Source organism: Sphingomonas sp. ATCC 31555 (assembly GCF_000282895.1).
GTDB lineage: Bacteria > Pseudomonadota > Alphaproteobacteria > Sphingomonadales > Sphingomonadaceae > Sphingomonas.
Genome location: NZ_ALBQ01000032.1, coordinates 17,239 through 34,394, shown reverse-complemented (window position 1 = coordinate 34,394; position 17,156 = coordinate 17,239). Strand labels below are relative to the sequence as shown.

The 17,156-nt window shown below is 67.5% G+C and carries 12 protein-coding genes; 1 reads left to right on the top strand and 11 read right to left on the bottom strand.

From position 1 onward, the window contains the following. Window positions 1–6: 6 nt before the first annotated feature. The 10 genes from B215_RS0113840 to B215_RS0113795 all read right to left on the bottom strand — a co-directional run bounded on the left by B215_RS0113840 (window position 7) and on the right by B215_RS0113795 (window position 15,357). Window positions 7–1,830, bottom strand: coding sequence for a response regulator (locus B215_RS0113840; RefSeq protein ID WP_019370242.1), 1,824 nt, complete (start codon window positions 1,828–1,830; stop codon window positions 7–9). Further along, on the bottom strand, window positions 1,823–2,695 hold the full coding sequence (locus B215_RS0113835) for a CheR family methyltransferase (protein WP_019370241.1): 873 nt from the start codon (window positions 2,693–2,695) through the stop codon (window positions 1,823–1,825). Before B215_RS0113835 ends, B215_RS0113840 begins: the two co-directional genes overlap by 8 nt. Next, window positions 2,680–5,787: a response regulator gene (locus tag B215_RS0113830; protein ID WP_026009254.1), complete on the bottom strand. Its 3,108-nt coding sequence runs from the start codon at window positions 5,785–5,787 to the stop codon at window positions 2,680–2,682. The genes B215_RS0113835 and B215_RS0113830 overlap by 16 nt, the downstream gene beginning before the upstream one ends. 102 nt (window positions 5,788–5,889) lie before the next feature. Then, a complete protein-coding gene (locus tag B215_RS0113825; protein ID WP_019370239.1) occupies window positions 5,890–7,335 on the bottom strand; it encodes a TolC family protein in 1,446 nt (481 codons plus the stop codon). Then, the gene (locus B215_RS0113820; RefSeq protein WP_026009253.1) at window positions 7,332–8,390 is read right to left on the bottom strand and encodes an HlyD family secretion protein; all 1,059 of its coding nucleotides are present in this window, start codon (window positions 8,388–8,390) and stop codon (window positions 7,332–7,334) included. Before B215_RS0113820 ends, B215_RS0113825 begins: the two co-directional genes overlap by 4 nt. Beyond that, the gene (locus B215_RS0113815; RefSeq protein WP_019370237.1) at window positions 8,374–10,065 is read right to left on the bottom strand and encodes an ABC transporter ATP-binding protein; all 1,692 of its coding nucleotides are present in this window, start codon (window positions 10,063–10,065) and stop codon (window positions 8,374–8,376) included. The genes B215_RS0113820 and B215_RS0113815 overlap by 17 nt, the downstream gene beginning before the upstream one ends. A gap of 73 nt (window positions 10,066–10,138) precedes the next feature. Further along, window positions 10,139–11,074, bottom strand: coding sequence for a hydrogen peroxide-inducible genes activator (locus B215_RS0113810; RefSeq protein WP_026009252.1), 936 nt, complete (start codon window positions 11,072–11,074; stop codon window positions 10,139–10,141). 56 nt (window positions 11,075–11,130) lie between these two features. Next, the gene (locus tag B215_RS0113805) at window positions 11,131–11,391 is read right to left on the bottom strand and encodes a hypothetical protein (RefSeq protein WP_037513786.1); all 261 of its coding nucleotides are present in this window, start codon (window positions 11,389–11,391) and stop codon (window positions 11,131–11,133) included. A gap of 2 nt (window positions 11,392–11,393) precedes the next feature. Next, window positions 11,394–13,799 (bottom strand): YbcC family protein, encoded by a 2,406-nt coding sequence (locus tag B215_RS0113800; protein WP_019370234.1) that lies wholly within the window; start codon window positions 13,797–13,799, stop codon window positions 11,394–11,396. A 4-nt stretch (window positions 13,800–13,803) separates the two neighbouring features. Continuing rightward, a complete protein-coding gene (locus tag B215_RS0113795) occupies window positions 13,804–15,357 on the bottom strand; it encodes a proton-conducting transporter transmembrane domain-containing protein (protein WP_026009251.1) in 1,554 nt (517 codons plus the stop codon). 97 nt (window positions 15,358–15,454) lie between these two features. Between B215_RS0113795 and B215_RS0113790 the strand changes: the two genes are divergently transcribed. Continuing rightward, a complete protein-coding gene (locus tag B215_RS0113790; RefSeq protein WP_019370232.1) occupies window positions 15,455–16,348 on the top strand; it encodes a LysR family transcriptional regulator in 894 nt (297 codons plus the stop codon). Between the two features lie 4 nt (window positions 16,349–16,352). On the opposite strand, the gene B215_RS0113785 is transcribed toward B215_RS0113790, so the two are convergent. Continuing rightward, window positions 16,353–17,132 (bottom strand): arginyltransferase, encoded by a 780-nt coding sequence (locus B215_RS0113785; protein WP_026009250.1) that lies wholly within the window; start codon window positions 17,130–17,132, stop codon window positions 16,353–16,355. Between the last annotated feature and the right edge of the window lie 24 nt (window positions 17,133–17,156).

The window sequence follows — 17,156 nt, the reverse complement described above, 5'->3', positions numbered from 1 at the left end:
TGCTGTTCAGCCTTGTGCAGTCACCTGCGCAGTATCGAACAGACCTGCCAGCGCCGTGCAGATCGCGCGAACGTCGAACGGCTTTTCTACGACCGGCACGTCCCCGGCACCGACCGGCAGGTGATCCCGGCCATATCCGCTGACGAACAGGAATGGGATCGACCGCGTGCCCAGCATTGCCGCGACCTCGTCGACGAGCGCGCCTTGCAGGTTGCCGTCCAGCAAAACAGCGTCGATCGCCTCAGTCGAACGGATGGCCTCCATGGCTTCGTTAGCGGTGGCGGCTATGCCGATAACCTTGCCGCCCGCTTCGGAAAGAATGGTCGAAAGCTCAAGCGCAACCAGCGGTTCGTCCTCGACGATCAGCAGGCACTTGCCTTCGATCGCCGCAATGGCTTGCGCCAGTGCGGTGGGCGTGACAACCGCGCGACGCGGGTGCGCCTCGGCCTGCAGACGAACTGCGCTAGCATAGGGAATTTTGAGAAGCCAGCGCACCCCCTCGTCGCCGAACGACGGCACCGCGCTGCCCCCCTCCGCCTTCAGACTCCGCTCGATCAACGCGGTGCCGAAGCCGCGGCGCGTCGGCGGCGGGGCAGCAGGCCCTCCGCTCTCGCGCCAGTCCAGCTCCAGCATCGCGTCGCGCACCTGCCATTCCAGCGAGACCCGCCCTTCCGGCACCGACAGAGCGCCATATTTATGCGCATTGGTCACTAGCTCATGCAGGACCAACGCCAGGTGCAGCGCCGGCTCGGGCGCGAGGTCCAAATCAGCGCCCTGGGTAGCGAAGCGGCCTTCGTCGACGGTGCCGGTCTGCACCTGGCCCACCACCAGTTCCTGCAGGCTCGCACCCTGCCAAGTGGTGCTGCTGAGCAGCGAATGAGCGCGCGCCAATGCGTGGATGCGACCAATGAAGGTCGGCGCGAATTCCGAAGGGCCCGATGAATGCCGCAGCGTCTGCGTGGCGATAGCCTGCACCGATGCCAGCGTGTTCTTTACCCGGTGGTTCAGTTCGCCGATCAGCAACCGCTGCGTCTCCTCGGCGCGCACCCGGTCCGTGATATTGAGAATCTGGGTGTTGACGGAGAGCAGCCGATGGTCCGGCCCCAGCAGCGCCGACCCATAACATTCGCAGTCGAGCGTCACCCCCTCAGCCGTGCGCATCCGCACTACCGCCTTGTCGCGGGTAGTGTCGCCTGCGATCATTCCGTCGATCATCGCGCGAAAGCCGGCGGCATGTTCCAGGTCGAGCCATTCGATCTCGGAAAGGCGTAGGCCAAGCACTTCGGCCGCCCGCCAGCCGAACATCCGCTCGGCGCCGGCAGACCAGGCAATTACGCGCTGTTCCGCATCAAACTCGACGATGGCGAGGGGGGAGTTGTCGCGATGAGCCTTCAGCCGCGCGAGCGCCCCGGCATGGCGATCGCGCTGCAGCGCGATTTCCTGCCGCTGGCGCGCCAGCTCGACAAAAATTTCCACCTTGTTCCGCACGATCTGCGGATCAACCGGCTTCAGCAGATAATCGACGGCGCCCGTCTCATAGCCGCGGAAACGCCGCCGCTCGTCGGTGGCGACGGCGGTCAGGAAGATAATTGGCACGCGGCGCGTCCGCTCGGTACCCCGCATCAGCTCGGCCAGTTCGAAGCCGTCCATGCCGGGCATTTGCACGTCGAGCAGCGCCAGCGCGATATCGTGCACCAGCAGCAACTCGAGCGCTTCCATGCCCGATTTGGCGGTCAGCAGTTCCAGGCCTTGTTGTTGTAATAGTGCTTTGAGGGCGATTAGGTTTTCGGAAACGTCATCGACCGCAAGGACCTTCACCAGCTCACGCATCGGCCAGCACCTTCAGGTCGCTGGTGTTGCGGCGATAGATCTTCTCCGCGCGGTTGAAGTCGGTGAAGGCGTCCGCATGCTCCGAAAAGCGCAGCGTCTCACGCGAGCCCAGCCCGAGAAAGCCGCCCCGCACCAGCGATGCCCCGAACAGCCCCAGCGCGCGATCCTGCAGGGCGCGGTCGAAATAGATCAGCACGTTGCGGCTCGAAACCAGCTGCACCTCGGCAAAGACCTGGTCGGTCGCCAGGCTATGCTCGGCGAAAACGGTGCGCGCGCGGAGGCTCTTGTCGAACACCGCCGCACCATAGGCGGCCGTATAATAGTCGGAAAGCGAGCCGCGTCCGCCCGACCGGCGGTGGTTTTCCGTGAACTGGGGGATGCGGTCCAGATCGAAGATGCCGGCTTCGGCCTTGGCCAGCGCTGCCGGGCTGATATCGGTGCAGTAGAAGATCGTCCGATCCTCCAGCCCCTCCTCGCGGAACAGGATCGCCAGCGAATAGAACTCCTCGCCGTTCGCGCAGCCGGCAATCCAAACCTTCAACGACGGCCAGGTACGCAGATGCGGCACCACCGCTTCGCGCAGCGCGCGGAAATAGTCGGGATCGCGAAACATCTCACTTACCTGGATGGTGAGAAAGCCCATCAGCTCCCCGAAAACCGCCGGTTCACGAAGCAGCTTGTGCTGGAGCTGCGACAGTCCCTCGCAGCCGAAGCGCTGGCAGGCACGCTCCAGCCGGCGAAACAGCGAGCTGCGCGAATAGCCGCGAAAGTCATATTGATACTGCCGCCATACCGCTTCCAGCAGCAGCTCCAGTTCAATCTCCTCGTGCGGCAGGATCGGTTCCTCGATCAACGCGGCATCCATACGCGGGCAAGGCTCAGCAGCTTGTCGATGTCGAGCGGCTTGGCGAGATAGTCGTTGGCGCCGGCGTCCAGGCAATCCTGCTGGTCGCGCGCCATCGCCTTCGCCGTCAGGGCGATGATCGGCAGCGTCTTCCCCCAAGGCTGCTTGCGGATCTCCCGCGTGGCGGTGAGTCCGTCCATTTCGGGCATCATCACGTCCATCAGCACCAGATCGACAGGGTCGGCCAGCTTGCGCGCCGATTCGTCGAGCGCCTGCAGCGCCTCTCGACCGTTCCGAGCGATGCGAACCTTGACTCCATGGGGCTCGAAAATGCTGGTGAGGGCGTAAACGTTCCGAATATCGTCTTCGACGACGAGAATCGATCGGCCCTCCAGCGCGGAATCACGCCCAAGCGACTTTGCGATCAGCTGCTGCTGCGGTTCCGGGAGCTCCGAGACGACCTGGTGGAGGAACAGCGTCACTTCGTCGAGCAGCCGCTCGGGCGACTTGGCGCCCTTGACGATGATCGACTTGGAGTATTTGCGCAGCCGCAGTTCCTCGTCGGCGCTCAGATCGCGACCCGTATAGACGATCACCGGCGGGAAGCCGACGCTGTCGTCGTGACTCAGCCGGTCCAGCAGATCCAGCCCGCTGGCATCGGGCAGGTTAAGGTCCAGCACCATGCAGTCGAACGTGTCCTGCCCCAGCCGCGCGACGCATTCGGCCGCCGAATGCGCCTCGATCGTCTCGACTTCACGCGAGGCGAGCAGCTGCTTGACGCTTTCGGCCTGCTGCGCATCGTCTTCCACCACCAGCACGCGCCGCATCCGCTGCGACATCCGGGCTTCGAGTCCCTCCAGCATCTCGACCAGCTGTTCGCGCCGCACCGGCTTGAACAAATAGCCGACCGCCCCGCTGGACAGCGCCGCCCGGCTGTCATCGTCGACCGAGACGACATGCACCGGGATGTGCCGCGTCCGCACGTCGCGCTTGATCCGATCGAGCACCGAGAGCCCGGTGTGATCGGGCAGGTTCATGTCGAGGATGACAGCGTTGGGCGCATATTGCCGCGCCATCAGCGCGCCTTCATCGGCCGTCCCCGCTATCAGGCACTGGAAGCCCAGATCATGCGCGATGTCGCACAGGATCCGTGCGAACACCGGATCGTCTTCCACGATCAAGATCACCCGGCTGTCACCGGACAGCTGCTCGCGATCGTCTTCGGTGGGCGGGGAGTCACGGCGACGGGCAGGTTTGGGGTTTGACGGTTGCGGCTTGGGCGATGGGGGCGGCGGCGTGGGCGCGGCTCCCTGCACCAATGCGGGATCATAGGATTCCGGCAGCACGAGCGAAAAGACACTCCCCTCGCCCGGCGCACTTTCCACCGCCACGTCGCCGCCGAGCAGCCGGGCCAGTTCGCGCGAAATCGACAGGCCGAGGCCCGTGCCGCCATATTTGCGGCTGACGGTGCCATCCGCCTGGCGGAATGCCTCGAAGATCACCTGCTGCTGCTCCGCCGGGATGCCGACCCCCGTATCCCGCACGGTGAAGGCGATCCGCCCGTCCGGCCGCCGCATGACGGCGAGCGACACTTCACCCTTCGCGGTGAACTTGATCGCGTTCGACAGGAAGTTCTTCAGCACCTGCTCCAGCCGCTGCGGATCGGTCTCGATATCGGCAGGCGCATCCGCCCCCGATTCGATCCGCAGCGCCAGGCCCTTCGCCCCCGCCGAAGGCGCGAATACCGCCTTCAGCTTGTCCAGCACCGGCGCGACCCGGATGCGCCGCGGCTGCAGTTCCAGCTTGCCCGCCTCGATCTTCGAAATGTCGAGAATGTCGTTGATCAGCGTGAGCAGGTCGTTTCCGGACGTTTCGATCGTCTCGGCATGGCGCACCTGTTCGGGGCTGAGATTGCCTGCCCGGTTCTCAGCGAGCAGCCGTGCCATGATCAGCAGCGAGTTGAGCGGCGTACGCAGCTCATGGCTCATATTGGCGAGGAATTCGGATTTGTAGCGGCTGGCCTGCTCGAGATCGGCAGCCTGATGCTCCAGCGATGCCTGGGCGCGCGCCAATTCGTCGCGCTGCAGCTCCAGCTGGCGAGTCTGCGCCTCCAGCTCGGCATTGGTCTGCTCCAGCGCGCTCTGCTGGGCTTCCAGCCGCGCTGCCGTGTCCTGCAGGCTGCGGCTTTGGGTTTCGAGCTCATCGTTGTTGGCGCGCAGCTCCTCGCTCTGCACCTGCAGCTCTTCGGCCTGGCGCTGCGTCTCCTCCAGCAGCGCGCGCAGCCGGGCGCGATATTTGCCGGAGCGGATCGACACGCCCAGTTGCGGACCGATACGATCGAGCAGCGCCTCCACCTGGGGATCGACCGCGTTGGGAAAGCCGAGCTCGAGCACGGCGTTCACTTCCCCGTCCGCTTCGGTGGTGCCGATCAGCAACGTGCGCGGCTGCGCCTGGCCCAGGCCCGAACCATAATAGAGATACCCCTCCGGCACGGGATCGACCACGAACCGGCGACGGTCGGCAATCGCCTGGCCGAGCAGCCCGTCACCGGGCTTGATCCATTCGGGCACCGCCGCATCGGCCGGCACGGCATAGGTCGCCTGGCGCCGGAATCCTTCGCCGCTGGGATCGCGCACGAACAGCGCGCCCGCCTGGGCTCCGCTATATTCGGCCAGCGCGCGCAGCGCCTGCGTCGCCAACTGGTCGAGCGGCAGCTCGCCCGCCACCGCCTTCGCCAGCCCCACCTGCCCCGTCTGCAGCCATTCCTCGCGGCGGATCGCCAGCCGGTTGCGCACAAAGGCGAAGCCGATCCCGGCCAACATCCAGGTGATCGACGCGCCCAGGATCCGATTGACCAGCACAACCTGCGGATCGACGCCCGGCGGCGCGAGGGTGAAACCCGCGAAGCTGAGCAGCGTGGCGATCGCGGCGATCACCAGCGGCACCACGGGCCTCCCCGCCACATAGGCGATCACCGTCGGCAGCAGATAGCCCGCCCAGGTCGCCGTGCCGAGCGGCAGCACCATATCGGCAGCGAAGGGCACAACCAGCAGCAGCCCGAGGCCCGCGTAGAGAGGCAAGGAAGGACGACGGCCGCGCTGCGCTGGGGACATGTGCAAACTCAAGAGGATAAGATAGGTGGGGTTACCGCCCTGCCCAGCTTGCCGCAAGTCCGCTGTCGGGAAGCTCCCTGGGGCCCGGCCCCGCTGCCTGAATTACAGCCCCAGCACCCCGCGATCGGCCGTCGCCGCCGCCAGATCGGCCCGGGCGACCAGCGCCTGATAGCGGGCATCCAGCGCGCGCAGCCGTGCATCGGTGGCGCTTTCCTCGCGCTGGTTGATCAGGAAGAAGTCGCTGGCGCCCATGTCGAACCGGCGCTGTTCGGCCGTCGCCATCTTGCCGGCCAGCTCCGCTTCCTGCGCGGCGAGATCCGCCACGCGATCGGCGCCTTCGATGCCGATCGTGATCCCCTTCACTTCGATGGCGATCTGCTCCTCCAGCATGCGCTGCCGCGTACGCAGCGCATCGATTTCGGCGCGGCTTTCCACGATCCGGCCGCGCGCGGCGCGGCGCTCGAGCGGCACCGTGAAACGCACGCCCACGATCGCCTCCGCCGGCGTCCGCGAGGCGCCGCCGGGCCCCAGCGCGCCGACGTCTTTCGCCAGCTCTGCCCTGGCATCCAGCCGGGGCTTCAGGTCGTTTTCGGCCAGTTGGAGCCGCGCTAGCGACTGATCGATCCGCACCAGCACGGTCTTCAGGTCCGGGCGCAGGATCGGCCCAGCCCGCGGCGCGACACCGGGCAGTTCCGGCAGCGTCGCGGGCAATCGATCCGTGGCAGGGACGATCGGCATGCCGTTCTCATCGCGCCAGAAGAAGGACAGCGCGTTGGCGGTTTCGGCCAGCTTCTGTTCGGCCTGCGCCACCAGCGAGCGGCGGCGCGCCAGGTTCTGGTCGTTTTCGGTAATCAGGATCTGCGGCCGCGCGCCCAGCTGCACCTGCCGGGCCAGCTGCGCGCGACGCCGCTCGGAGAGCGCCAGGAGATCGCGATAGGCCTTCAGGCGAAGACCGGCCACGGCCCAGGCCTGATAGGCGCTCATCGCCCGGCGCTGCACGCCGATCGCCACCATCTCGCGCTCCAGCCGGGCAACGTCCACGTCCTGGTCCGCCAGCCGCAGCTTGGTGCGACGCTCGTCGGTGACCCGATCGCGCAGCAGCGAGAAGATCGCGCCGACCTTAAGCTCACCCAGCTGATTGGTGTACGCCTTGTCCTCATAGATGGGGAACCGCCCACGCGACACGCGATAGCCGGCGTACAGGCCGCCGCCATTGTTATCGAGCGCACGGCTCACCTTCGCGTCGACGACGGTGCCGTCATAATAGCCGAGCGCCCGCGTCTGCGCGTCCACGTCGAAGACGATGTCGAACGCCCCTTCGGCGCTCAGCGCCTTGCCCTCCGCCTGGCGCTGCTTGGCCAGCGCCTCGATGATCTGGGGGGCGTTGCGGGCGGACGAACGAAGAACATCGTCCAACGTGAGCGGTGCCTGCGCGGCAGCCGTTGCCGGTGCCGGTGCCGGTGCCGGTGACGTACGCGTGGATTGCGCCGCGGCCGATAGCGGAAGCGTGACCGCCACGGCGCAGAGGGAGAGCAGCCGAAGCATCATTTGCTCTTCTTCTTGTACACGTCCATGCCCTTGTCCTCGCTCTTCACGGCGGTGCCGAATTCGAGCGGGAAGTCGTTCAGCTGGCGCCATAGTTCATAGCCGACCGCAACCGTTTCACCCTGCACCCAGCCGCGCGTCTTCGCGCCCAGCCGCACGAAGCGGTCGCTCGGCCACGCCCTGGTGCCGGGCATCGGCTCGATCAGGACGCGGAACAGGCCCGTGGGCATGGCGGCAGGGTCGATCGAGCGCACGCGCCCGTCGAACAGCCCCCAGGCCGCGGTGGGCCAGCCGCTGATCTGGATCGCCGGCCAGCCTTCGAATTCCAGCCGCACACGGCGGCCGGGACGCACCAGCGCGATGTCGCGACCGTCGATCATCAGTTCGACGACGCGCTCGGTATTGCCCTCCGGCGTCAGCGTGGCAAGTTCGGTCCCCGCGCTCACCAGCGTCGCGCTGGCGGCAGCGTTCAGGCTCTGGATGCGGCCATCGCGCGGTGCGCGCACGATCTGCTCGGCCTGGCGGCTCAGCGATACCTGGATGCGGTTCAGCTTGGCCCGCGAATCCGCCAGCTTTGCGCTTTGATCGGCGACGCGGATCTGCGCCTGTTCATATTCGCGCCGGGCGGCCAAGCCTTCCTGGAACATCTGGCGCGCACGATTGACGTCGATCGAAGCGACGCTGCGCGCATTTTCCACCGAGGCGATCTCGGCCAGCACCTGGTCCCGCTCGTTGGTCAGGCGCGCCAGCAGCTCGGGATCATTGTCCGAAATCTTGGCGATCGGATCGCCCTTCTTCACCAACTGCCCGTCGGTGACGAACCAGCGGTCCACCCGGCCCGGCACGAACGCCGTCACCGACTGCGCACGATCCTGGGGATCCAGCGCGATCACCTGGCCCTGGCCGGGCGCGGTCTGCACCCAGGGTACCGCGATCATCACCGCCGCGCCGACGCCGACGGTGAACATGATCATCCAGGCAATCACCCGCGAGATGCGCGGCGGCCGCATCCGCGCCAGCGTCGGGAAATGGGTAATATGATCAGGCCTGAAGGGCATTGCGTTCCTCCTGGTCGCGCAGCGCCGCGCTGAGTTGTTCCAGCGTTTCGAACTGGACCTGCTGGGTGTGGCCGAGCCACAGATACCCGTCGCGGCAGATCGCGTCCGGGCGCCCGGTGAACAGCAGCACGGTGGTGCCAGCCTCGCGCAGCGCCTCCAGCGCCGCGCTCAACCGTTCGGGCGGCATCAGATCGTAGAGCGGGCTGAGCAGCAGCACCTGCGGGCGGGCCAGCAGCGCGTTCGCCAGCTTCAGCGCCATCAGCTCGCCGATCGAGAAGGGCCAGCCGGAGGCGGCGAGCGTCGTCTCAAGCCCTTCCGGCAATTGCGCGATCCGCGAATCCAGCCCAACCAGCGACAGCGCGTCCAGCACCTTGCCTGCGGGGATATCGGCGCCGGCAAGGCCCAGATATTCGCGGATGCGGATCTCGACGATCGTCGGACGATCGAGCACGACGACGTCGGAACGGAGGCGATAGACGTCGAACGCCTCCAGATCGACTCCGCCCACCATCACCAGCCCGCGATCCGGCTGCAGGTTGCGCTTCAGCAGCATCGCCAGGCGGCGATCGACCGTCGGAGCGCCCACCGCCACCAGCTGGCGGCCGGCAGCGATCGTCAGGTCGAAGCGGACGTCGCCCGATTCGACGCCGCGCAGCCGCACCTCCCCGCTGCTGGGGCCCTGGGAGCTGCGCTGGGGGGTGTCGTGCGGGATCGCATAGAGCAGCGATACCTCCTCGGCCGCGGCGATCATGTCGTAATAGGCCTCCAGATAGGTGCCGAGCTGGCCCAGGCCGTAGAAGACGCCGGACAGGATCAGCTCCGCGGCGACGAGCTGGCCGATCGAAAGCTGGTTCTGCAGGATCAGCCAGCCGCCCAGCGCCAGCAACGCCGCGCTGGCGGTGGCGTAGAGCAGCAGGAAGGCGCAGGTCTGGACGAAGGTGAAGCGGAAGTGGCGGCGGTGCGCGTCGACATAGGCCGCCGTCATCGTCTCCGATCCGTCCATCGCGAAATCGAGGTGCCGGCTCGACTTGTAGAAACCGTTGGATCCGCCCAGCCCCTCGAGCCAGCGGGCAGCCTCGTGCTTCGCATGGCTCAGCGCCACGGCCGAACGGATCGCGCCCGGCGACCAGAGCTGCCAGATCAGCAGCACCAGCGCGATCAGGACGACGTTGAAGGCCAGGAAGAAGGGGTGGTAGAAACTGGTCACCACCAGGCCGACCACCGACTGCAGCAGGATGGTGAAGGCGCCGATCACCAGACTGGGGACGCTCTTCTGCACCAGCATCAGGTCAAAGTAGCGGTTGAACAGATCGCTGCGGCGCGCATCGGCGAAGAACGGGTTGCGGGCGTGCACGGCGCGGATGGTGATTTCCGCCACCGTGCGGGCGAAGATCCTCCGCTCGAACAGCGCCATGATGTGCACGCGCAGGGCGCTCAGCACCACCACCAGCAGCAGCAGCGCGAACAGCAGCGCGGAAAGCGTCAGCAACGGCGCGGGCAGCGCGATCTTCGCGACGCTGTTGATCAGCAGCTGCACCGAAATCGGCGTGGCCAGCGACAGCAGGCTGATCGCCACACCATAGACCATCGCGAGGCGCAGATACCCCCCATCGGGGCCGATCACCTCGGCAAGCCAACCGCGCACGTCCCCCATGCCGATCTTCTGTTTCGCCATTGCCGCTACGTCTCCCTTCAGGAACGCTGAAATGTGTGCGATGCACCATTGATACAATGCCACATCGGCTATGCTACCGATAGGAAATGCCTATGTCCTCGACACAGGCGACCAGTTCGCGCGCCAGCCGCTCATAGGCTGCGGCGCGCGCCACCCCGCTCCGCCACAGCAGGCCGAGCTCACGATAGTGGCGGCCGCCGCGAAACGGCCGCGACACCACGTCGTCGCCTGGCCGGATCTCCTGCCTGACGTAGAGCTCGGGCAGCACCGCCAGGCCCATGCCCATCCCCGCCATCTGGCGGATCGCATCGAGGCTGGTGCCTTCATAATCGTCGCGCACGCGGGCGCCGGCCTCCTCGGCGATGGCGATGATCTGCTCGGCGAGCCGATAGCCCCGCTGCAGGGTCAGAAGGTCTTGCCCCGCCAGATCGGCGCGGTCGATAGCCTCGCGCGAGGCGAGCGGATGGTCTGCGGCCATGGCAACGTGCAGCGGTTCGCGGAACAGCCGGGCGACATGTGCCCCTGGAGCCTGCAGCGGCAACTGGGCGAGGATCACGTCGTGCCTGCCTGCGCTGAGCGCCTCCACCAGCAATGCCGGCTGATTCTCGCGGACGTGCACACGCAGATCGTGGAACTGCTGGTGCAGCCGCGCCACCAGCCGCGGCAGCAGATAGGCGCCCAGCGTCGGCGTAACGCCCAGCCGGATCGTGCCCAGCAGCGCAGCATCGCCGCCTGCGGTAAGTTCGCCCAGATCGCGCACCTCTAGCAAAATCCGCCGTGCCCGGTCGACGACCTCGCGGCCCAGCGGCGTCAGGAACGCACGCGCGCCGCGCTCCACCAACGGGGCGCCCAACGCGTCTTCCAGCTGGCGGATCGCCTGCGACAACGACGGCTGGCTCACCCCCGCCAGCGCTGCGGCCCGCGTGAAGCTCGCTTCCTCAGCGAGTGCCACAAGGTACCGAAGCTGGCGAAGGCTGATCTGCTGCTCGAAACCAGAGGGTGCTGCCATCAGGTCCATACCGCACCGCAATGGCGCAGATATGTTACCGCATCTACTATATTCGATTACATACTATTACGCGGTTCGGCCGCCTCGGCCACCAGCAGGGCATGGGCGGTGCTGCGCGGAAGCAGCAGGTGGCGCAGCATCTCCACGTCGTTGGCGACGACCAAGGGATCGCCGGCCAGCGCCGCCTCGAGCGCAGCCTTCAACCATGGGCTGGTGCCGGGATGGTTCAGCACCCAGGCGATCCGGCGATCAATTGCTGCCAGCTCGACCTCGGGCTCCTGGTGGATGCGCATCGGCCGCGTGCTTCGCATCTTCATCGTCACGCCTCCTCGGCAACGAAGGGCTGCCATTGCAGGCCGCCGAAGTAACGCCATGCAATCCGCCCCGATTCGTCCATCGCCAGCAGGTGCAGCCAATGCTGATCGAACAGCGCACGCACCGCATCGTGGCGCGCCAGGATCCGGCCGATCGCCGCAGTTGGCGCCTCGATCACCACGCTCAGGCGCAGGGGATCGTGCACCAGCCGCTCGCCATCATGGACCGACTGCCAGGGCAAACCGCCGCGTAGCGTTCCGCCATTGCCTTCGAGCACGCCGATCCCGCCGACGGCGTTGTGGAGCAGCTTGTTGCCGGCGCCGAACACCCCCGGCGCCACGCTCGACCCATAATATTGCAGGCTGATCCAGCTCGCCACCACCACCGGCGCGGTAAGGATCAACTCCAGCACCGACAGATCGGCATCGTCGCGCCAATCATAGTCATGCAGGAACGCGCGCCCTCCCAATGCCCGGCCGGCGCTGCGTGCCCGCGGCGCTGCAAGGAACGCGCTGCATCCCGCGAGTCCCCATTCGGGCCGCACCTGTGCCCAGTCGCGCCCGCGCGCCAGGATCTGCCGGGCGCCATCGGCCCGTGGCAGCCGGGTCGCGCGTGCGATTGCCGCCTCCACCGAAGCGCGCGCCAATGCCTGTTCCACCGCTGCCAGGCCGAGAGGCGGCACATCGCCCGCTTCATCCGCGAAAAGGCGGATCTGATCGCTGGTGGTGTCGTGCAGGCCGCCGATCGCCACCGTTTCGGCGGGGATCACGATACCCCGCGCGGCCAGCCCGGTCCGCACGACCGGATCGTTCAGCAGGCCGGCGAGCAGCCGCGCGTTCACATCGCCGGCATGGCCGCCGCACGCACCGCATTGCAGGGCGCTTGCATGCAGGTTGTTGGTCACCACCGCGCCATGGCCGACGAGGATCAGCAACGGCGCGAAGTCCTTGGTCAGAGACATGGCCCGCAGCACGCGCTCCGCAGCGTCGATCGCCTGCATCGGCGGCAGTGGCGGCTGAAAGCGCGGGCGCGTGGCGGTGGCATCCGCCTTGCTGGCCAGCCCCAGCGTCGCCTCCAACAGCTTGGCGCCATAGGCCAGCCCCGCGGATTCGACGAAGGCGAAGGAGGACACCGCCGCCTGCTTGAACCGCTCCCAGGCGCGGTCGCCGCGGCGGATCGCATGGTCGAGCGCCTCGGTCGCCGGATCGGCACCGTCGTCGCTGGTCACGGCCGGACGCAGGAGCACGGGCAGCCGCGCCTCGCCGGAACAGGCGCCGTGCGGGCGATGCGCCGTGCCCAGCCCGAAGAAGCCGGCGAAGCCCATCGTCTGAATGTCGGGCGCAACGCGCTCGATCGCCGCGCGCAGCGGTTCGGAGCGCACGTCGATGCAGAAGGCCATCTGGGCGATCGCCGTGCGGTTGCCCGCATCCGCCACCGGTGCCGACAAGCGTCCGGCCAGCCTGCGCTGTTCCGCCCGCTCGGCCGCGTGCTGCAGGATCGCATCGATGCACGCGTCCTCGCCCGGCCGCGGCGGCGCTTCATAGACGCGCGCCACCGCCGCCCAACGCTCGCGGAGCGCCGCGCCGCCAAGCTCCCACAGCGCCGCTTCCCAGCTCAGCCGCACGGCCAGCAGATCGACCAGCGTGTCGTCGGCTTCACCGGCAAGCTCGGCCTGCCAGCGCCGGTAGCGGGCATATTGCGCCCAGCCGCCGAGCCCCATCAGTAGCCGTTCGAAATAGCGCGCCGCCGCTTCCGCCCGCAGGCCAAGCCGCGCGGCGCTGACAGCGATTGCGTCACTCGCGCTGGCCGGGGTGCGCGCGACAAAGGCGCGGAAGCCGGCGAGGCCGAAGACCTCCGGCGTGCGGTCAACGCAGGCCTGATCGCGCCAGCCCGAATAGGCGCCCACCCCTTGCGGCGCCGCCCACAGCGCCTGACCGGCATCGAAATAGCTGCCCGCCCAGGCGCCGATTTGCTCGGCGATCACGGATGGCCAATCGGTCCCGCCCAGCGTCGCCGCAACCTCCGCCAGCGTCGGGTGCGGCACGGGATCGGGCGAGTCGCGGCCGATCGCCAGCAGCACCTGCTCGAACGGCGCGGGCCGCTCGGCCGCCGGGGTGGCGAGCCAGGCCTGGTGCAGGTCCGCCTCCGTGATCTCGCCGGCGGCGATGCGATCGCGGTACCAGCAGCGTGGCATCGTCGCTCGTGCGCCGGCGCTGCGTCCCAGCCAGGCCGCCGCATGGGCGAGGCTGCGGCCGGTATGGCCGAGAAAGGGATTCACCGCGACGCTGGTCGCCAGCGGCCACAGCGGCGGGATGCCGCGCGCGGCATGTTCGGCCGCTTCCAACACCAGCCCGACATAGCTGGGCTGCGGCGCATAGGATTGGGGATCGGCAGTGGCGCTACGATACATGGGATCAGGCCTTTCCGGAAAGCCGGCTGCCGATCGCCCGATCGAACAGCGCGTTGAGATAGAAACCGTGGCTAAGATGGACGCGCAGCCGCCGCGCCGCGGGATGATCGCACCACAAGGGAAGCATCGCCTGCGCCACCGCAATTCCCCCGAACGCGAGCAGCGCGATCACGATCAGCAGCCATTGGAACAGCCCCGGCGCGGGCACCGGCGGAAGCGTGCCGGCGGTCATCCACTCCGCGCCTGCATGCAGCAGGAAGTAGGCGAAGGTGGCGAGGATCGCGAAGCCCAGCGTCCGCTGCAGCAAGGCGCGCGGCGCGGCGGGGCTCATTCCCTGGACGATCAGATAGGCGACACCGAACACCAGGATGGCACCCAGTGCCACCGCCTGGGGCGGCTTCTGCCAGGCGCCTAGCCCGAAGGCGAGCGTGCCGTACAGGACGGTCGCGCCGAACATCGCCAGCGCAACCGCCGGGAAGTCCGGCTTCGCCACCGGCCCCAGCCGCCGGGCAGCCGCGATCCGCTCGACCGCGCCGCCGGAGGACAGAAAGGCATGTGCTTTGTAGAGCGAGTGGGCGACGATATGCAGCAGCGCCAGCGCGAAGAGCCCCAGGCCGCACTGCATGATCATGAAGCCCATCTGCGCGACGGTGGACCAGGCGAGTTGCGTCTTCACCGCCGGCTGGGTCGGCAGAACCATGCTACCGAACAGCGCGGTGAACCCGCCCAGGATCGCGAGCAGCGCCATCGCCGCCGGTTCCGCGATCACCACATCAGCGAGCCGGATCAGCAGGAAGCCACCGGCATTGATCACGCCCGCATGAAGCAGCGCGGAAACCGGGGTCGGCGCTTCCATCACTTCGGTGAGCCAGCCATGCAGCGGGAACTGGGCCGATTTGAGCATCGCGGCGATCGCAATGGCCCAGGCGGCCAGCGCCATCGTCTGCGGCGCGGCGCCCGAACGCGCGGCGGCGAGCAGCGTCGCGAGATCGGTGGTGCCGGTCGCATGCCAGAGCAGCAGAGCCGCCCCTATCAGCAGCACGTCCGCCAAGCCGGTGCTCAGCGCCTTCTTGCGCGCCGCGCGCCGGGCGGCGGCCCGCTCCGGATAGAAAAGCAGCAACCTGCGCAGCCCCTGCCCGCTGGCGATCCATGCCAGGACGAGCTGCGGCAAAGTTCCCGCGCTCACCAGCAGCATCACGCTCGCCAGCGTCAGCGCCAGCCAAGTGGTGAACCGGCCCTGTTGCGCCTCACCATCCAGATAGGTGGCGGCGAACCGCACCACCACCCAACCGACGAAGGCGACCAGCACGAGCATCGTGACGCTCACCACGTCCAGCCGCATGGCAAGCACCGCTTCGGCTCCGGCAGGGGCGATCGTGCGCGGACCTGCCACCGCCACCCAGCCGGCAAGCGCCGTCGCGGCGACCAGCGCCAGCAGCGCCGCCCAAGAGGCGATGTGCAGCGTCCAACCGGGCCGGAACTGCCGCCCGCACACAGCGGCTGCCGCAGCGGCGGCAAGCGCTACCGGCCCAGCATTCGCCAACCACCAAATGTTCACGCCGCATCTCCCGTTCGTTGTGGGAAGAGCGTTAGAGACGCGGAACGATCAGATGAAATTCATTGTTTGTTGCTTATCGTTCTGTTTAGAAGAACGTATGCGCGACCTGAACTACAACCATCTTCGCTACTTCTGGGCGGTGGCGCATGACGGCAATCTCACCCGCACGGCTGCGCGGCTGGCGGTATCGCAGTCCGCTTTGTCGACTCAGATCCGCAAGCTGGAGGATCGCCTGGGGCATCCTCTGTTCGAGCGGGAGGGCCGCCGGCTGGTGCTCACCGAGGCGGGCAGGATCGCGCTCGACCATGCCGACGCCATTTTCGCGACCGGCGACGAATTGCTCGATGTACTCCGCGAGACCGGCCGCGCGCGGCAGGCGGTGCGCGTCGGCGCGCTGGCCACGCTTTCGCGCAACTTCCAGATCGGCTTTGTCGAGCCGCTACTGCACCGGGCGGACGTGGAACTTGTGCTGCGCTCCGGCAGCGCGGCGGAACTGATGCAGGCGCTGGCCAGCCTCCAGCTCGACGTGGTGCTGGCGAACCAGCCGCCGGCCCGCGATTCGATCACGCCCTATCTCGCGACAAGACTGGCCGAACAGAGGGTGAGCCTGATCGGCCGGGCCTCGGCACGCGGCGCGGGCAGCGATCTGGCCAGCCTGCTCGCGCAGCATCCGGTGATTCTGCCCACGCCCGAAAGCACGGTGCGGACCGCGTTCGATTCGCTGGTCGCGGCCTTGGGGGTGCGGCCCCAGATCGCGGCAGAGGTGGACGACATGGCGATGATGCGTCTGCTCGCACGCGCCGGCGCCGGACTGGCCGTGCTGCCGCCGATCGTGGTGCGCGACGAACTCGAATCCGGGATGCTGATCGAGCTCGATCAGCTGCCGCAGATCACCGAAAGCTTCTACGCCGTCACGCTGGAACGGCGCTTTCCGCACCCGCTGGTGGGCGAACTGCTGCGCGCGGCGCACGCAGCGCCGCAGCCGGCCTGAGGGCTCAGACGGGCTCGCGCACCCGCATCGGCGCCGTCGCAGCCGTGGCTTCGTCTTCCAGCAGCACCCAGCCATTGGGGCCGAGCATCTCGATCGGGCGATAGCGGGTCTTATAAGCCATGCGCGCGCTGCCCTTCACCCAATAGCCCAGATAGACGTAAGGCAGGCCGGCGGCGCGGGCGCGACGGATATGATCCATGATGATGAAGGTGCCCATGCCCGGGCGACCATCCTCTTCGGTGGCGAAGAAGCTGTAGATCATCGACAGGCCGTCCGCCTGCTGATCGGTGATGCAGGCGCCGACCAGGCGGCCGGGCACGCCATCCACCGATGGCTCGCGATATTCGATGACGTAGGAGGTGACGGGCGACTGTTCGACCATGTCGGCATAGTCGTTCTCGTCCATCGCCGCCATGCCGCCACCGGGGTGGCGCGCATCGAGATAGCGCTTCAGCAGAGCATATTGTTCTTCGGTCGCCCAGGGCTTGCAGGCGGTCACTTCCAGGTCGTCATAGCGCTTCAGCAGCTTGCGCTGCGTCGCGTTCGGGCGAAAGCCCTCGGCCACGACTCGCACCGACACGCAGGCCGAACAGCCGGCACAGCTGGGGCGATAGGCCACCGATTGGCTGCGGCGGAAGCCGATGCGGCTGAGCGCGTCGTTCAGCTCGCCGGCGTTATGGCCGGAAAGCTCGGTGAAGATCTTTCGTTCCTGTCGGCCAGGGATGTACGGGCAGGCGGACGGGCTCGTCACGAAGAAACGCGGGAAACGTGATAATGCGGTCACCGCTCGGCCGTCCTCTGCTCCAAT

Coding starts and splice junctions, on each gene's coding strand:
- B215_RS0113820 (WP_026009253.1), bottom strand. CDS start 8,390: ATGCCCTTCAGGCCTGATCATATTACCCATTTCCCGACGCTGGCGCGG.
- B215_RS0113790 (WP_019370232.1), top strand. CDS start 15,455: ATGCGCGACCTGAACTACAACCATCTTCGCTACTTCTGGGCGGTGGCG.
- B215_RS0113800 (WP_019370234.1), bottom strand. CDS start 13,799: ATGTATCGTAGCGCCACTGCCGATCCCCAATCCTATGCGCCGCAGCCC.
- B215_RS0113805 (WP_037513786.1), bottom strand. CDS start 11,391: ATGAAGATGCGAAGCACGCGGCCGATGCGCATCCACCAGGAGCCCGAG.
- B215_RS0113840 (WP_019370242.1), bottom strand. CDS start 1,830: ATGCGTGAGCTGGTGAAGGTCCTTGCGGTCGATGACGTTTCCGAAAAC.
- B215_RS0113825 (WP_019370239.1), bottom strand. CDS start 7,335: ATGATGCTTCGGCTGCTCTCCCTCTGCGCCGTGGCGGTCACGCTTCCG.
- B215_RS0113810 (WP_026009252.1), bottom strand. CDS start 11,074: ATGGCAGCACCCTCTGGTTTCGAGCAGCAGATCAGCCTTCGCCAGCTT.
- B215_RS0113835 (WP_019370241.1), bottom strand. CDS start 2,695: ATGGATGCCGCGTTGATCGAGGAACCGATCCTGCCGCACGAGGAGATT.
- B215_RS0113830 (WP_026009254.1), bottom strand. CDS start 5,787: ATGTCCCCAGCGCAGCGCGGCCGTCGTCCTTCCTTGCCTCTCTACGCG.
- B215_RS0113815 (WP_019370237.1), bottom strand. CDS start 10,065: ATGGCGAAACAGAAGATCGGCATGGGGGACGTGCGCGGTTGGCTTGCC.